Source organism: bacterium, from assembly GCA_026129405.1.
In the GTDB taxonomy this organism is placed as follows: Bacteria; Desulfobacterota; Binatia; order DP-6; family DP-6; genus JAHCID01.
In genome coordinates, this window is record JAHCID010000004.1 from 36,917 (window position 1) to 51,393 (window position 14,477).

Below are 14,477 nucleotides of genomic sequence, written 5' to 3' on the forward strand. Positions count from 1 at the left end.
GGTCAGGGCGCCTCGGTGGAGACGACCCACATCGCAAAGTACTGCGCGCCGCCGCCGTAGGCGTGGCCGAGGGCGTTCTCGACGCCGTCGACCTGGTGCGCGCCGGCGCGGCCCATCACCTGGAGCGCCGCCTCGCCGAGCCGCAGCATGCCGGACGCGCCGATCGGGTTCGTGCACAGCACGCCGCCCGACGGGTTGATCGGCAGGTGCGCGCCCATCTTCTGCTCGCCCCGGTCGATCGCCTTCCAGCCCTCGCCGACGTCGCGGAAGCCGAGGTTCTCGAGCCACATCGCCTCGAACCAGGCGAACGGGACGTAGATCTCGGCGGTCTGGATCTGGTTCCACGGATCGGTGATGCCGGCCTGATCGTACACGTGCTTGGCGCACACCTGGCCGGCGCGCGGGCTCACCTGGTCGCGGCCCGGCACCCACATCGCCTCGGCGTACGACGCCGCGCCGCGGATCCAGGCCGGCTTGCGCGGGCCCTGCTTCGCGAGGTCGCCCGCCGCCAGCACGAGCGCGACGGCGCCGTCGGACGAGGGGCAGGTCTCGAGGTAGCGGATGGGATCCCACAGGACGGGCGAGTTCATCACGTCCTCGACCGACATCGGGTCGCGCAGGTGGGCGTACTCGTTGCGCGTGGCGTTGTCGCGCGCGTTCGCGGCCGTCATCGGGCCGATGTGCGGCGGGCAGCTCGTCTTCGCGATGTAGGCGCGGCAGTACGGCGCGAAGAAGCCGCCCGCGCCGGCGACCAGCGGCGGCGTGAACGGCATGTTCGGCGACAGCGCCCACATGGCGTTGCCTTCGGACTGCTTCTCGAACGCGATCGTCAGCACGCGGTCGTAGAGCCCCGACGCGACGTGCGTCATCGCCGCGATCGCCGTCGAGGCGCCCACCGAGCCGGCCGTGTGCACGCGCAGGACGGGCTTCATGTAGCCGCCCATCGCCCCGACCAGGAACTGCTCGGGCTGGCAGACGCCCTCGAGCATGTCGGGCGCCTTGCCGATCACGATCGCGTCGATGTCGTCGTGGGTGAGCCCGGCGTCCGTGAGCGCGCGATCGACGGCCTCGCGGATGAGACCGGGGATCGAGAGGTCGGCGCGCCGGGCGCCGTGGTGCGTCTGGCCGACGCCGACGACCGCGACGGGGCGCTTCATGACCACCTCCGCTGGGCGCCGAGCACCCAGACGATGTTCTGCTGGAGACAGTGTCCCATCGAGGCGTGGGCGAGGGCACGCCGTGCGCCGGCGACGCCGCGCTCGCCCGCGGTGCCCGTGAGCTGCCGGAAGACCTCGCCCAGCCGCACGAGGCCGGTGCTCATGATCGGATGTCCGCAGAGGGGGCCGCCCGAGGGGTTCACGACGGGCTTCTTCGCCGTGGCGTCGAGGCCGAGGGCCTCGCAGAGGATCAGCTCCTCGACCGGGGTCGTCGCCATGAGCTCGACGAGGTCGACGTCCTTCGCCGCGCCGACGTCGGCCATCGCCAGCGCCTTCTCGCCCGCGAGCTTCGCGCCCGCGCTGCGGGAGAGGTCGCGCGCGCCGAGCGACTGCATCTCGCTGCGGTGGTCGACGCCCTGGATCCATACCGGGCGCTCGCAGAGCTTCTCGGCCTTGCCCTCGGCGGCGATGACGAGGCAGGTCGCGCTCTCGCCGATCGGCGGCAGGTAGCCGGTGCGCAGCGGCTCGACGGCCCAGTCGGTCCGCTGGAGCGCCGTCGCGGCGGCGGCCTCGCGCACCTGCGTGTCGGGGTTCTTCGCGCCCGCGGCGCGGCTCCTGGCCGCGACCGCGGCGAGGTCGGCGTCGGTGGCGCCGGTGCGCGCCATGTAGGCGCTCGCCTGGAGCGCCGACGTCGCCGTCGGCCCGAGGCCTATCGGCGCCTGGTAGTAGGGGTCGAGCGCGAGGTTCAGGATACGCTCGGGCTCGCCCTCCGACGTCTTGCCGTGGCCGCAGACGATGGCCGAGTCGGCCTCGCCGGCCTGGATCTTCAGCCAGGCATAGTAGGCGGCGAAGCTGCCGTCCATCTCGAGATGCAGATCCTGGCGCGGCGGCCAGGAGCCCATGACGTCGAGGGCGGCGACGAAGCCGAAGGGGCGGCCGTCCATGTAGTCGGTGGAGGCCGAGACCTGGTAGGCGATGTCGTCGCGCGTGGCGCCCACCTGCGCGAGCGCCTCGCGGACCACCGGATAGAGCATCTCGGTGGACATGCGATGGCGGTCGCGCGCGACGATGGGTCCCTGCGCGAAGCCGACGAGGGCGACGTTGCGGAGTGCGCTCATAGCCGGTTGATGTAGGACTCTCGGGGCGCGTCGGGCTCGCCCGTGGGACGGAAGTACTGGATGTCGGTGTGGTCGCCGGTGCGCTCCGCGGCGGGCTTCCACACCGCCTCGACGCGCATGCCCATGCGGACCTCGTCGGCCTTGCACTTCTGGATGAGCGCGAAGATCGAGATGGCGGCGCCGTCGAGCGCCACCGACGCCGCGACGTACGGGATCTCGAGGTCGCGGCCGATGACCGGGATGTTGACGACGCAGAAGGTCGTCACCGTGCCGCGGTCGTCGAGCTGCACGATCTCCTCGCACGGCGCGAAGCTCTCGGGCGAGTTCAGGATCGGCGGGACGAAGATCTTGCCGGTCTTCGAGTCCTTCGATCCGAGGATCTTCCCCTCGCGCAGCCCGTTCAGGTAGATCGCGCGAAAGTCGCCGGCCACGTAGTGGTAGGGCAGGTAGACGTTCGCGTCGACGTACTTGACGGGTTCCTTCGGCGGCTCGGTCATTGGGACTCCTCGGCCGGCAGGTCAGTCGGCCAGACGGAAGGTGGCGATGTCGCGCAGGCTGCCGGTGCGCTCGCCCTCGGGCAGGAACTCGGCCGTGACGCGCGAGCCGACCGTCACCTTGTCGGCGTCGTCACGCACGAGGTGCGCGAGGGCGGTGTCGGCGCCGTCGAGCTTCACCAGCACGAACGCGAACGGCTTCGCTTCCGGATGCAGCCGCTCGATCGGCTGGTGCACCTTCGCGACCGCGGTGACCGTGCCGGTGTTCTCGACCAGCACCCAGTCGCCGCCCTCGGACGAATCGGTCTCCGAGTAGCCGAGCGGCGGCACGACGACGCCCTGTCCCGCGATGCGCTGCCCCCAGATGCGCCCCTGCTCCTTCAGCCCGGCGAGGAAGCGTCCGATGGTCTGTCCCGTCGAGTGCTTGTACGGGAATTCCATCGCGGTGCGGAGCTCGAGCGGGTCGGCGCGGATGTCGGCCATGGGGCTCGGTGGGTAGTACTTCAAACGAGCGTTTGTCAACGCGCGCCACGGCGTCGCGCACGTCGCAACGGCCGCCCCGGCCCCGGCGTCGAGCGCCCCGCTCGGCGAGCCCGGCGACCGGGATTTTCCGCGCAGACGACACAGCCCACGCGGCGCCGGATTTCTTTGACCCCCGCCGGCGGCGGGTGGTAGCCCTCCCGCCCGACATGGACGCGCGCGAGGGGGCGAACGCGTGGGCGGAGCGGCCGCAGGCCCTCGCCGCGGCGGTGCGGACGGCGCCCGCAGTCTCCGCGTCGCCGTCCGCGGCTCGTGATCTCCTCTGGGCGCTGACCGCGTCCACGCTGCACCGCGTCCGGCGCGGGGAGGGGGCGCTGCTGGCGATCAACCTCTCCCTCATCGCCACCCGGGCGACGGACGCGGCGCAGGCCGTCGCCGCGGCGCTGGTCTCGCTGCTCGTGATCGCCGCGATGTACGCGGTGAACGACCTGTGGGACGCGCCCGCCGACGCGACCAACCCGAAGAAGGACCCCGCGCTCGTCGCCGTCTACCTCGAGCGGCGCGCCCTCGCCGTGTGGAGCGTCCTCGGGCTGAAGACGCTCACGCTGCTCTTCGCCGCGGCGACGCTCGGCCCCGCGCCGTCGCTGGCGGTCGCGGCGACGATGCTCGTGAACGTCGTGTACTCGGCGGCGTTGAAGGGCGTTCCCGTGCTCGACGTCGTCTGGTGCGGCGTGTGGGGCGCCGCCTACGCGGCGATCACCGGCGCGTCGCCGACGTTGCTCGTCGTCGTCGGCCTGATGACGGCAGTCTGCCATCTCTATCAGGCGCTGGACGATCGCGCCGCCGACGCCGCGAGCGCGATCACGACCACCGCGGTCCGCTCGCGGGCGCTGTCGGTGCTCGTGCTCGGGGTGCTGGTCGCGCTGCTCGGCGTCGCGCTCCGGCCGGCGCTCGGCCTGCCCGGGGCGGTGAGCGCGGCGACGCCCCTCGCGGTCCATCTCCTCGTGCCGAGCGCGCGCATCGGCTGGCTCGCGACGAAAGCGTACTTCGGGGTCGTCTGGCTCTGCCTCCTGGGGCTTCCCGATGCGTTTCAGTGACAAGCTCGCGATCGGCTACGCGTACGGCACGAGCCTTCTCGCCTGGATGACCGACGGCGCACCGCGTCCGTTCTCGGCGACCTTCGCGGTGACCAACCGCTGCAACCTCCAGTGCAGCTACTGCAACTGCCCCTTCATCGACCCGACGCAGCTGGCGCTCGATCGGATCGACGTCCTGTTCGGCCGCCTCCAGGCGATGGGCGTGCGCCGCCTCGGGCTCGCCGGCGGCGAGCCGATGATGCGCCGGGACCTCGGCGAGATCGTGGCGCTCGCGAAGGCGCGACGCTTCTTCGTCACCCTGAACTCGAACCTGACGCTCTACGATCGCCACCCCGAGCGCCTCGCCGGCGCCGACCTCGTCTACACCAGCCTCGACGGCGACGCGGCGGCGCACGCGGCGGCGCGCGGCGCCCGCGCGCACCAGGGTGTGCTCGCGGCGATCGCGCGCCTGGTCGCGGCGGGCAAGCCGGTGATCGCCATCTGCGTCGTCACCGAGCACAGCCTGGCGCAGGTGGACCACCTCCTCGACCAGGCGGCGCGGATGGGATTCCGCATGCACTTCCAGCCGCAGTGCACCGACACCGACGTCGTGCGCGGGACGGTGCCCGCGTCGGTGACCAACGAGCGCTTCCGCGCGTTCTGGCGCCGTCTCCTCGCCGAGAAGCGGCGCGGCCGGCCGATCGTCAGCTCGACGCCGTACCTCGAGTTCCTCGCCGAGTGGCGCGACTTCTCCGTCTCCGCCTATGCCGAGCCGGGGGCGCGCTGTCCCGCCGGACACGGCTACCTCTACGTCGATCCGCTCGGGCGCGGCTGGGCCTGCGCGTACACCAAGCTCAAGATGACCTCGGTCGACCTCCTCGCCGACGACTGGCGCACGGCGTGGGACCGCACGACGCCGTGCACGACCTGCTCCGTCGGGCCGATGCTCGAGTTCAACACGCTCTTCCGCCGGCCGCTCGCGGCCGCGCTCGAGGGCCTGCGGAGCTACGGATGAGCGCCGGCGTCCGGGTGCCGGGCGCGGACGACGCGCCGGCGTTCGCGTTCCGCACGCACCCGCTCGGGCGCGTCGAGGCGCCGGATGCGGAGACGTTCGCGCGCCGCTGGCTCGCGCCGCGCGAGCCCGTGGTGTTGACGGGCCTGACGCGCGGCTGGGCGCCGCCGTCGATCTGGGCCCCCGACAGCATGGGCGCGCGCTGGGGGGCGGCGCGCGTCGTCGCCGCCGAGCTCGCCGGCGGCACGCTGCGCGACGATCCGCACCAGGGCGTGCTCTTCCGGCGCATCGCGCTGCGCACGTTCACCGCGTCGCTCGGGTCTCCGGGCTCGGCGCGTCACTACGTGATGGCGCCGACGTGGAACTTCCCGCCGCTCTTCCAGGAGACCTTCCGCGTGCCGGCGTACTGCACCGGCGCACCGCACCTGCGCGCCAAGGTGTGGCTCGGCAAGGCCGGCACGGTGACGCCGCTCCATCGCGACGTTCCGCACAACCTCCACGTCCACCTCCACGGCCGCAAGCGCTGGCTGCTCTTCCCGCCGGGCGCGCGCGGCATGTACCCGCGCGGCGTCTTCTCGGGCATGCCGAACTTCTCCACGGTCGACCCCGAGCGTCTCGACGCCGCGGAGCATCCGCGCTTCGGCCGCACGCCGGCGCGCGTGGCGACGCTGGCGCCCGGCGAGACGCTCTTCATCCCACACGGGTGGTGGCATCACACGCGTTCGCTCGACGACGCCGTGGCGATGAACTTCTGGTGGGGCGGCCGGCTCGTGCAGGGGCTGGCGCACGCCTCGACGGCGTGGAAGCGGCTGCGCGGCATCCGCCGCGACGAGTGGACGTGAGGCGACGCGGATTGCGCGCGCCGACCTACCGGCAGCCCGTCCGACGCCAGCGGCCGGGCGGCAGCGCCGGCGTCCAGCGGCGGCCGCCGATGTCCGCCGCGAGCACGCGGCTCGCGTCGGCCGCGTCGCGCAGCTCGTAGACGTCGGCCGCGGGCCACTGCGCGCACACCGCTCGGGTCACCTGCGCGTCGGCGTCGAGACCGGGGCTCCAGACCAGGACGTCGATGCCGTCGGCGGCAAAGCCGTCCTGCGGCAGTGGGCCGCCGTCGTACTCGAGGAAGCCGAGCGGGAACCGGCCCGCGAACGCGGTGATCGGGCCGGTGAAGAGCCAGCGCACGTCGCTGCTCACGGCGTGCGCGTGGCCGAGCACGACGACGCGGCCGGCATCGGCGTCGTGCAGCCCCTCGATCGCGATGGCCGGCGCCGACGCCGGCAGGATGCGCGGGTTGACGCCGTCGAAGAGCGCGGTGCCGCCGACGGCGATGGTCGCGACCGCGGCCGCCGCGGCTCCGCGTCGCACCGCGTGCGGCAGACGCCGCCCGATGCTGCGCGCGCCCGCGCCGGCCAGCAGCGCGATCGGTAGCGGGATCACCACGGCGTGCACGATGTCGACGCGGTCGACCGGCGAGACGAAGGCCGGCGCCAGCGCGATCACGTAGTACGCGACGAGAAATGCTGCGCCCGGCGAGGTCGGCGCCGCGCGCCCGCAGGCCACGAGGCCGACGCCGAGCAGCGTCGCGCCGAGCGGATCGACGATCGCATCACCCCACAGGCGGATGGCGAGACGCGCGTTCGCGAACGGCTCGACCAGCGCGCCGAGCACGACGTCGAGCGGTCGCCAGATCTGTGCCGCGCGCGCCTCCGCGAAGGCGCCGATCGGTAGCTGCCCCAGCAGCGCCGGCTCCAGCAGCGACACCGTGCCGTGTAGATGGAAGTGCTGTGCCATGCGGCCGATCTGCATGACGTCGGGCAGCGCCGGCCCCACGACCGCAACCAACGCGGCGAGGCCCGCCGCGGCTCCCACCCACAGCTGGCGCCAGTCGCGGCGCAGCTGCCAGAGCGTCACCAGGACGCAGAAGCCGGCGGCGGGGACGACGCCGGGGTAGGTGAGCGCGACGCCCGACGCCGCGCCGAGCGCGGCCAGCGCCGCGTTCGAGCGTCGCCGGCAGGCCGTGAGCGCGAGCAGCGCGATCGCGGTGCCGTAGAGCGGCCCCACCAGGAACGGTCCCGGGAAGAACGCGACGAAGCGCGTGTAGGGCGCGAACAGAAACACGGCGACGGCGACCAGCTCCGTGCCGGCTCCGACCAGCCGCCGTGCCAGCAGTGCGACGCCCGCTGCGCAGACGGCGAGCCAAGCGATCTGCTGCACCTGCATGGCGGCGAGCGTCAGCGGCACGACGCCCGCCTGCACGAGCGGCATGCCGTGGAAGGCGGTGAGGATCGCGCCGACGCCGGCGAGATCGGCGTCGAACGGTTGCGTCAGGAGGTTCATGCCGCGCGCAGCGAACAGCACGAGATCGACCCAGCCGCGCCAGCCGTCGACGACGGTGGCGACGCGCGGCGAGCCGAGGTCGGCCGCGAGGCACCAGCCGGCCCAGAGCGCGACCAGTGCGGCGACGGGCAGCGTGCGCCGCCAGCGCGGCACCCGCACGCGCCACGGCAGCGTCAGGATCGCCGCGGGGACGAGGAGTGCGGCGAGATACACCGTCTGGCCGCCGGGGCCGAGCCTCGTCGCCCACGGGAACACGGCTGCGTGCAGGAGCGCGATGGCGAGCGCCGTGGCCGCCGGGACGCGCGGCGGCGCGCTCGCGGCGCGCCGAGCCCGAACGGCTGCCGCCTCACGGGCGACGGCCCGCCCGCGAGCAGCAGCACGGCGCCGGCGAGCGCCAGCAGGCGCAGCGCGATCCACGCCGGCGGCACGCCGGGGAAGAGCCGCGTGAGCAGGCCGGCGTCGGGCGGCCCCGCGGGTGCCCCCGCGGGCGGCGGCCAGTAGAGCGGCAGCGCGTACGCCAGGAAGAGCACCGCTGCGGCGCCGAGGCGCGCAGGCCCCAGCGCGCGCGGGGGACGCGGGTCGACCGGCGGGAGCGGAGACAGGCCGAGTCTGCTCGCACGAGCGGGAGCGAGCGTCAAACGCGGCGCCCCCGTTGCCGCTTCCGCGGACGCAGGCTACCCGGAAGGACCGGTATGCACGCCGGCAAAGGAGGACCGAGCATGCAGCAGCACCCAGCGCTCACGGCGGGACGCACGGCAGTCGTCACTGGTGCAGCGAGCGGGATCGGGCTCGCCGCGGCGCGCCGCCTGGCGTCGATGGGCATGCGTGTGTGTCTCGCCGATCTCGACGGCGAGCCGCTGCGCCGCGCCGCCGCCGACGTCGGGCAGCACGCGAGCGCCGGGGCCGACGCCGTGCTCGCCGTCGGTACGGACGTCTCCCGGGTGGAAGACCTCGAGCGGCTCCAGGCGGTCGTCATGCGCGAGCTCGGCGACGTCGCGTTCCTCATGAACAATGCCGGCATCGGCACGGGCGGCGGTCCGCTCGAGCATCCCGAGCGTTGGCGCCGACTGCTCGACGTCAACCTCTGGGGCGTGATCCACGGCTGCCAGACGTTCGTGCCGACGATGATCGCCGAGGACCGGCCCGGCTGCGTCGTCAACACCGGCTCGAAGCAGGGCATCACGACGCCGCCCGGCAACACGGCCTACAACGTCGCCAAGGCCGGCGTGAAGGTCTACACCGAGGGCCTCGCGCACGATCTGCGCAACCGGCCGGGCTGTCGCGTGACCGCGCATCTCCTGATCCCCGGCTTCACGTTCACGGGCATGACGGGCGCCGCCGAGAAGCCCGCCGGCGCGTGGACGCCCGAGCAGGTCGTCGAGTTCCTGCTCGCGGGTCTCTCGGCGGGCGACTTCTACGTCCTGTGTCCCGACGACGACGTCACGCGCGCGATGGACGAGCGCCGCATGCAGTGGGCGATCGGCGACGTGATCGAGAACCGTCCCGCGCTGTCGCGCTGGCACCCGGATTGGGCCGAAGCCTTCGCGGCGTTCATGCGCGCGTAGGCGCGCCTCAGCCGGGACGGACGTCGCCGCGCGGCGTCTCGGTGCGGAACCCGGCGAAGGCCCATACCAGCAGGTAGAACGGCCCCCAGACGAGTGCCGCCCACGTCGCCTGGCGGACGGCAAGCGTGCGGACGGCGCGGCGCCATCGGACGGTGGTCCAGCGCGGCACGTCGCGCGTGGTGTCGACGACGGGCGGGGGCGCGCGCAGCGCGCCGAGCAGCCGGTCGGTGAAGCCGAGCGCGGCGGGGTCGGGCGGCACCGCGCATTCGTCGTAAGGCGGGGCGTCGGTCTCGACGCAGGTATTGCCGAGGGGCGCGAAGAGCGGCTCGGCCGTCCACCAGACGAGCGCCACGGCACCGAGCGCCCAGAGGAGCAGCGTCAGCCGCCAGAAGCCGCGGCGCAGAGCCAGTGCGGACGCCACGGCGCGACGCTGGGGGGGGGGGGGGGGGGGGGCGGCCGCGGGGGGCGGGGGGGGGGGGGGGGGCGGGCCCCCCCCCCCCGCCGGGATCACTTCTTGCCCGCCTCGGCCGCGAGCTTCTCGCGGTGCTTCTTGATCATCTCCTCCTGCTCGCTCTTCGGCAGGGCGGCGTACTTCGCGAACTCCATCGTGAAGGTGCCCTTGCCCTGGGTGGCGGAGCGGAGGTCGGTGGCGAAGCCGAACATGTTGTTCAGCGGCACCTCGGCGGTGACGGTGACGGCGGCGTCGTCGGCGACCGTGTCGACGATCATGCCGCGGCGCTGGTTGAGGAGCCCGACGACGGCGCCCTGGCCCTCGCTCGGCGCCTCGACCTCGACCTTCATGAGCGGCTCGAGGATGACCGGCCTGGCGCGCTCGAAGCCCTCGCGGAAGGCCATGAGCGCCGCCGTCTTGAACGCCATCTCCGACGAGTCGACCGCGTGCGAGGCGCCGTCGTTGATGGTGGCGCGCACGCCGACGACCGGGAAGCCGACCAGCGAGCCCTTCTTCACCGCCTCGCGGAAGCCCTTGTCGCAGGCGGGGATGAACTCGCGCGGGATGGCGCCGCCGGTGATCTCGTCGACGAACTCGTAGGACTCGACCGAATCGCTCGGCAGCGGCTCGATGAAGCCGCCGACCTTCGCGTACTGGCCCGAGCCGCCGGTCTGCTTCTTGTGCGTGTACATGAACTCGCCGCGCGTCGTGATCGCCTCGCGGTAGGCGACCTGCGGCTTGCCGGCGATCACGTCGCAATTGTACTCGCGACGCATGCGCTCCATGTAGATGTCGAGGTGGAGCTCGCCCATGCCGCTGATGATCGTCTCGCCGGACTCCTCGTCCTGGTGGACGCGGAAGGTGGGGTCTTCCTTGGTGAAGCGGTTGAGCGCCTTCGAGAAGTTCTGCTCCCCGGCGCGCTCCTTCGGCCGCACCGCCAGCGAGATCACCGCCGCCGGCACGTGCATCGAGGTCAGCGTGACGTTGAGCTTGCCGTCGGTGAAGGTCTCGCCCGACGAGCACTCGACGCCGTAGAACGCGACGATGTCGCCGGGCCCGGCCGACTGGATCTCCTCGCGCTCGTCCGAGTGCATGCGGAACATGCGCGGCACGCGCACCTTGCGCAGCTGGTTCGACGTGTTGATGATCGTGTCGCCGGTGCGGACCGTGCCCTGGTAGACGCGGAAGTAGGTGAGCTGGCCGTACTTGTCCTGCGTCAGCTTGAACGCCAGCCCGACCATCGCGCCCTCGGGGTCGGGCGAGAGCAGGATCTTGTGCTCGCCGCCCTGCTGGTCGTAGGCCTCGTTCTCGCGCTCGGTCGGGTTCGGCAGGTACATGCAGACCGCGTCGAGCAGCAGCTGGACGCCCTTGTTGCGGAAGGCCGAGCCGCACATGACGGGCGTCATCTTGAGGGCGAGGGTGGCGCGGCGGATCGCGGCGCGCAGCTCCTCGACCTTGATCTCCTCGCCGCCGAGGTACTTCTCGGCGAGCTCGTCGTCGACCTCGGCGACCTGCTCGATCAGCTCCTCGTGCGCCTTCTGGGTGCGCTCGGCGTACTCGGCGGGCACGTCCTCCTTGCGGATGTTCTCGCCGTTGTCGCCGTCGAAGTAGTAGGCCTTGCGGTTGACCGCGTCGATGATGCCCTGGAAGCGGTCCTCGGCGCCGATCGGCACCTGCAGCTTCACGGCGTGGTGATGGAGCTTCTCCTTCAGCATCGCCGCGACCCGGTCGTAGTCGGCACCCGGGTTGTCCATCTTGTTGACGAAGGCGATGCGCGGAACCTTGTACCGCTTCATCTGGCGGTCGACGGTGATCGACTGCGACTGCACGCCCTTGCCGGAGTCGAGCACCAGGATCGCACCGTCGAGGACGCGCAGCGCGCGCTCCACCTCGATGGTGAAGTCGACGTGCCCGGGCGTGTCGATGATGTTGACGTTGTGCTCCGGTAGCTGGTCGCGGGAGCCACGCCACAGGCAGTACGTCGCCGCCGACTGGATGGTGATGCCCTTCTCGCGCTCGAGATCCATCGAGTCCATCTTGGCGCCGACGCCGTCCTTGCCGCGCACCTCGTGGATCGCGTGGATGCGACCCGTGTAATAGAGGATGCGCTCGGTGAGCGTCGTCTTGCCGGAGTCGATGTGGGCGGAGATGCCGATGTTGCGGATGGTGTCCATAGGTTGTCCTAAACCCGCCACTTTGCCCGAACACATCCTCCGGAGAAAGACCCGTCGTCAAATTTTCGTCACTCACCTCGCTCCCGAACGCCCGGGCATCGCGCCGGGGGCGCGATGCGGGAAAACCCGTACGCGAGTCTTGCCCGCGCCCGCTCGCCGCGCTCGGCCGCGGCGTCGCGCTCCAAGAGAGGTCCGAGGAGAAGCTCCGAGGAGAGCACCGAGGCGATGCGCGGCATGCTGGCGATGGTGGTGACGGCGGCCCAGGGCTGGGATGGCCGCGACCCGGTGTGCGCCGGCTCGGGGGATGCGGGTGCCCTGGACGGCGGGGAATTTCGCGCGCTGCCGAGGAATGGCTTGCCCCCCGAGCAGCCGGATCCGTAGAACCGCACGTGACCTTCGCCCGCGCGCTGCCCTCGCTGCTGCTGCTCACCATGTCGACCGGCTGCGTGGAGCTGATCCCGCCCCGCGTGGCGACCCTGCGCACGAATGCGGGAAGTCCCATGGTGCGCTCGGTGCCGTCGCTCGCCGCGGCCGCGAAGGCCAGCGCGGCGCGGATGTGCGCCGCCGGGGTCGCGAGCCCGGCGGCGCACGCGCTCACGACCTACGGCGAGCCCACGACGACCGCCGTCCACGAGCTCGCCGCGTCGGCGGTGCTCGATCCGGGGCTCGAGCGGCCCATCGATCGCAACGGCGTCGCCACGAACGTCGTCTGGGCGGCGTGGGCGAACGATCCCGTGCTGGTCGAAGCACGCTGGAACGAGATCGGGGTCGGCGAGGTCGAGTGCGCCGACGGCAAGCTCTACATGAGCCTCGTCCTGCGCGACGTGCCGCCCGGACTGCACCCCGAGGGCAAGACGTGGCTCTTCATGGGGCAGGAGCTCGGCGCCGTCGGCGGCTTTCCGGCCTCGCTCGGCTTCGGCTACGTCCACGACCAGGGCTACGTCGATTACGTCGGCATGCCCGAGGGCGTGACGATCTACACCGACGTCCGCTTCACGTTCCTGCTCCGCCACCGCGTGAACTTCGGGACCGGAGATCTGTGCGGCCAGTGCTACCTCGACAACCCGGCGTTCGCCGGGCGGATGATCGCCATCGGCCTGTACATGGTCGGCGATCTCGAGAACGTGGTCTCCGGCGCGCGCGACGCCAGCATCACGACGCTGGGCGAGTTCATCCGCGACGTCGGCCGGCCCGTCTTCCTGCGCATCGGCTACGAGTTCGACGGCAGCTGGAACGGCTACGACAAGGCGCTCTACGTCCAGGCGTTCCGCCGCATCATGGACCGGCTGCGGGCCGAGGGCGTGACCAACGTGGTGTCCGTCTGGCAGTCGAGCGGCTTCACGACGAGCCGGTCGACGCTGCTCCAGTGGTACCCCGGCGACGACTACGTCGACTGGGTCGGCTACTCGTACTTCAAGCAGTCGAACCCGAGCGGCGGTATGATGACGATCGCGCGCGAGCGCCGGAAGCCGGTGATGATCGCCGAGGCGACGCCGCAGCGGAACCTCTCGCTGGGCGACGAGCAGACGCACTGGGACACGTGGTTCGCGCCGTTCTTCGCGCACGTCCACGCCAACGCGGACATCGTGAAGAACGTCGCCTACATCAACACGCGCTGGTTCGATCAGCCCGAGTGGGGTGCCGGCTGGGGCGACTCGCGCGTCCAGATCCGCCCGCTCGTCAAGGCGAGCTGGATCGCCGAGATGCAGGATCCGATGTGGGCGCCCGGCGATTTCGCGAACGCGGCCAACACCTACGTGCTGACGCCGCACGACCTGACGCCGCCGTAGGGCGTCAGAGCACCAGCAGGCCGCCGTCGACGCGCAGCTCGAGCCCGGCGACGTAGGCGGCCTCGTCGGAGAGCAGGAACACGGTGGCGTAGGCCACCTCCCACGCCGTGCCCTGTCGCCCGAAGGGAAGCCGGCGCGTGCGATCCGGCCGCTGCGCGGTGGCGAGGCGGCCGAGGCTGGTGTCGATGAGCCCCGGCACGACGGCGTTGACGCGCACGCCGCGTCGCATGCCCTCGCCGGTGGCGTGGCGCAGCAGCCCGGAGAGCCCGGCCTTGGAGGCGTCGTAGGCGGGGACGCGGCTGCCGGCGCGGTGGCCGGCCACGGACGAGACGAGGACGACCGCGCCGCCCTCCGGCAGCAGCGCCAGGCCGTGCTTCAGGCACAGGAAGTGGGAGCGCAGGTTGGTCGCGAGCACGAGGTCCCAGTCCTCGGCGCTCGTGCCCGCGAGGCCGAAGCCGCGCCCGATACCGAGGTTGCAGACGATCGCGTCGAGTCCCCCGAGCCCCGCCACGGCCTCCGTGAGCATGCGGGCGACCTCGGCGTCGGAGGCGGCGTCGGCGGCGATGGCCAGCGCCGTGCCTCCTTCGAGGGTGCGGACCTCGTCCGCGGTCGCCTGCGCGCGTTCGGCGACGAGGTCCGCGCATGCGACCGCCGCCCCCTCGCGCGCCGCCAGTCGCGCGATCGCCTGACCGTTGCCGGGCGGCGGATCGGGCATGCCCCAGGTCTCGCGGCCGGCGCCGACGACGAGGACGTGCCGGCCGCGCAGCCGGCCGAGGCCGGGGGCGGTGCCGGCGCCGGCGGGGGAAAGCGGGATGGCCATGCCCAC

At 72.5% G+C, this 14,477-nt stretch carries 14 protein-coding genes; 6 read left to right on the forward strand and 8 right to left on the reverse strand.

Annotated features, from left to right (window positions below; genetic code table 11):
* Positions 1-2 precede the first annotated feature (2 nt).
* Genes KIT14_15865 through KIT14_15880 form a run of 4 tightly spaced genes read right to left on the reverse strand, consistent with a single transcriptional unit; the run spans position 3 to position 3,252 of the window.
* Positions 3-1,157 carry a thiolase domain-containing protein gene (locus tag KIT14_15865; GenBank protein MCW5892001.1) on the reverse strand — a complete coding sequence of 385 codons (1,155 nt, stop codon included), beginning with the start codon at positions 1,155-1,157 and terminating at the stop codon, positions 3-5.
* Positions 1,154-2,275 (reverse strand): lipid-transfer protein, encoded by a 1,122-nt coding sequence (locus KIT14_15870; GenBank protein ID MCW5892002.1) that lies wholly within the window; start codon positions 2,273-2,275, stop codon positions 1,154-1,156. Before KIT14_15870 ends, KIT14_15865 begins: the two co-directional genes overlap by 4 nt.
* On the reverse strand, positions 2,272-2,772 hold the full coding sequence (locus KIT14_15875; GenBank protein ID MCW5892003.1) for a Zn-ribbon domain-containing OB-fold protein: 501 nt from the start codon (positions 2,770-2,772) through the stop codon (positions 2,272-2,274). Before KIT14_15875 ends, KIT14_15870 begins: the two co-directional genes overlap by 4 nt.
* Before the next feature lie 21 nt (positions 2,773-2,793).
* A complete protein-coding gene (locus KIT14_15880) occupies positions 2,794-3,252 on the reverse strand; it encodes an OB-fold domain-containing protein (GenBank protein MCW5892004.1) in 459 nt (152 codons plus the stop codon).
* A gap of 185 nt (positions 3,253-3,437) precedes the next feature.
* Between KIT14_15880 and KIT14_15885 the strand changes: the two genes are divergently transcribed.
* The 3 genes from KIT14_15885 to KIT14_15895 are packed head-to-tail and all read left to right on the forward strand — an operon-like array spanning position 3,438 to position 6,179.
* A complete protein-coding gene (locus KIT14_15885) occupies positions 3,438-4,346 on the forward strand; it encodes a UbiA family prenyltransferase (GenBank protein MCW5892005.1) in 909 nt (302 codons plus the stop codon).
* Positions 4,333-5,340, forward strand: a complete 1,008-nt coding sequence (locus KIT14_15890; protein ID MCW5892006.1) for a radical SAM protein — start codon at positions 4,333-4,335, stop codon at positions 5,338-5,340. The genes KIT14_15885 and KIT14_15890 overlap by 14 nt, the downstream gene beginning before the upstream one ends.
* On the forward strand, positions 5,337-6,179 hold the full coding sequence (locus KIT14_15895) for a cupin-like domain-containing protein (GenBank protein MCW5892007.1): 843 nt from the start codon (positions 5,337-5,339) through the stop codon (positions 6,177-6,179). The genes KIT14_15890 and KIT14_15895 overlap by 4 nt, the downstream gene beginning before the upstream one ends.
* Positions 6,180-6,204: 25 nt before the next feature.
* On the opposite strand, the gene KIT14_15900 is transcribed toward KIT14_15895, so the two are convergent.
* Complete coding sequence (locus KIT14_15900) at positions 6,205-7,926, reverse strand: hypothetical protein (GenBank protein ID MCW5892008.1); 1,722 nt, start codon at positions 7,924-7,926, stop codon at positions 6,205-6,207.
* Between the two features lie 464 nt (positions 7,927-8,390).
* On the opposite strand from KIT14_15900, the gene KIT14_15905 reads away from it, so the two are divergent.
* Positions 8,391-9,236, forward strand: a complete 846-nt coding sequence (locus KIT14_15905; protein ID MCW5892009.1) for an SDR family NAD(P)-dependent oxidoreductase — start codon at positions 8,391-8,393, stop codon at positions 9,234-9,236.
* 7 nt (positions 9,237-9,243) lie between these two features.
* Here KIT14_15905 and KIT14_15910 read toward each other — a convergent pair whose 3' ends face one another.
* Entirely contained in the window at positions 9,244-9,657 is a 414-nt protein-coding gene (locus tag KIT14_15910) for a hypothetical protein (GenBank protein MCW5892010.1), read from the reverse strand.
* Positions 9,658-9,743: 86 nt separating this feature from the next.
* Complete coding sequence (locus tag KIT14_15915) at positions 9,744-11,897, reverse strand: elongation factor G (GenBank protein MCW5892011.1); 2,154 nt, start codon at positions 11,895-11,897, stop codon at positions 9,744-9,746.
* A 189-nt stretch (positions 11,898-12,086) separates the two neighbouring features.
* Between KIT14_15915 and KIT14_15920 the strand changes: the two genes are divergently transcribed.
* Positions 12,087-12,242 (forward strand): hypothetical protein, encoded by a 156-nt coding sequence (locus KIT14_15920; GenBank protein MCW5892012.1) that lies wholly within the window; start codon positions 12,087-12,089, stop codon positions 12,240-12,242.
* An 8-nt stretch (positions 12,243-12,250) separates the two neighbouring features.
* On the forward strand, positions 12,251-13,651 hold the full coding sequence (locus tag KIT14_15925) for a hypothetical protein (protein ID MCW5892013.1): 1,401 nt from the start codon (positions 12,251-12,253) through the stop codon (positions 13,649-13,651).
* 4 nt (positions 13,652-13,655) lie between these two features.
* On the opposite strand, the gene KIT14_15930 is transcribed toward KIT14_15925, so the two are convergent.
* On the reverse strand, positions 13,656-14,471 hold the full coding sequence (locus KIT14_15930; GenBank protein MCW5892014.1) for an SDR family oxidoreductase: 816 nt from the start codon (positions 14,469-14,471) through the stop codon (positions 13,656-13,658).
* Positions 14,472-14,477 lie beyond the last annotated feature (6 nt).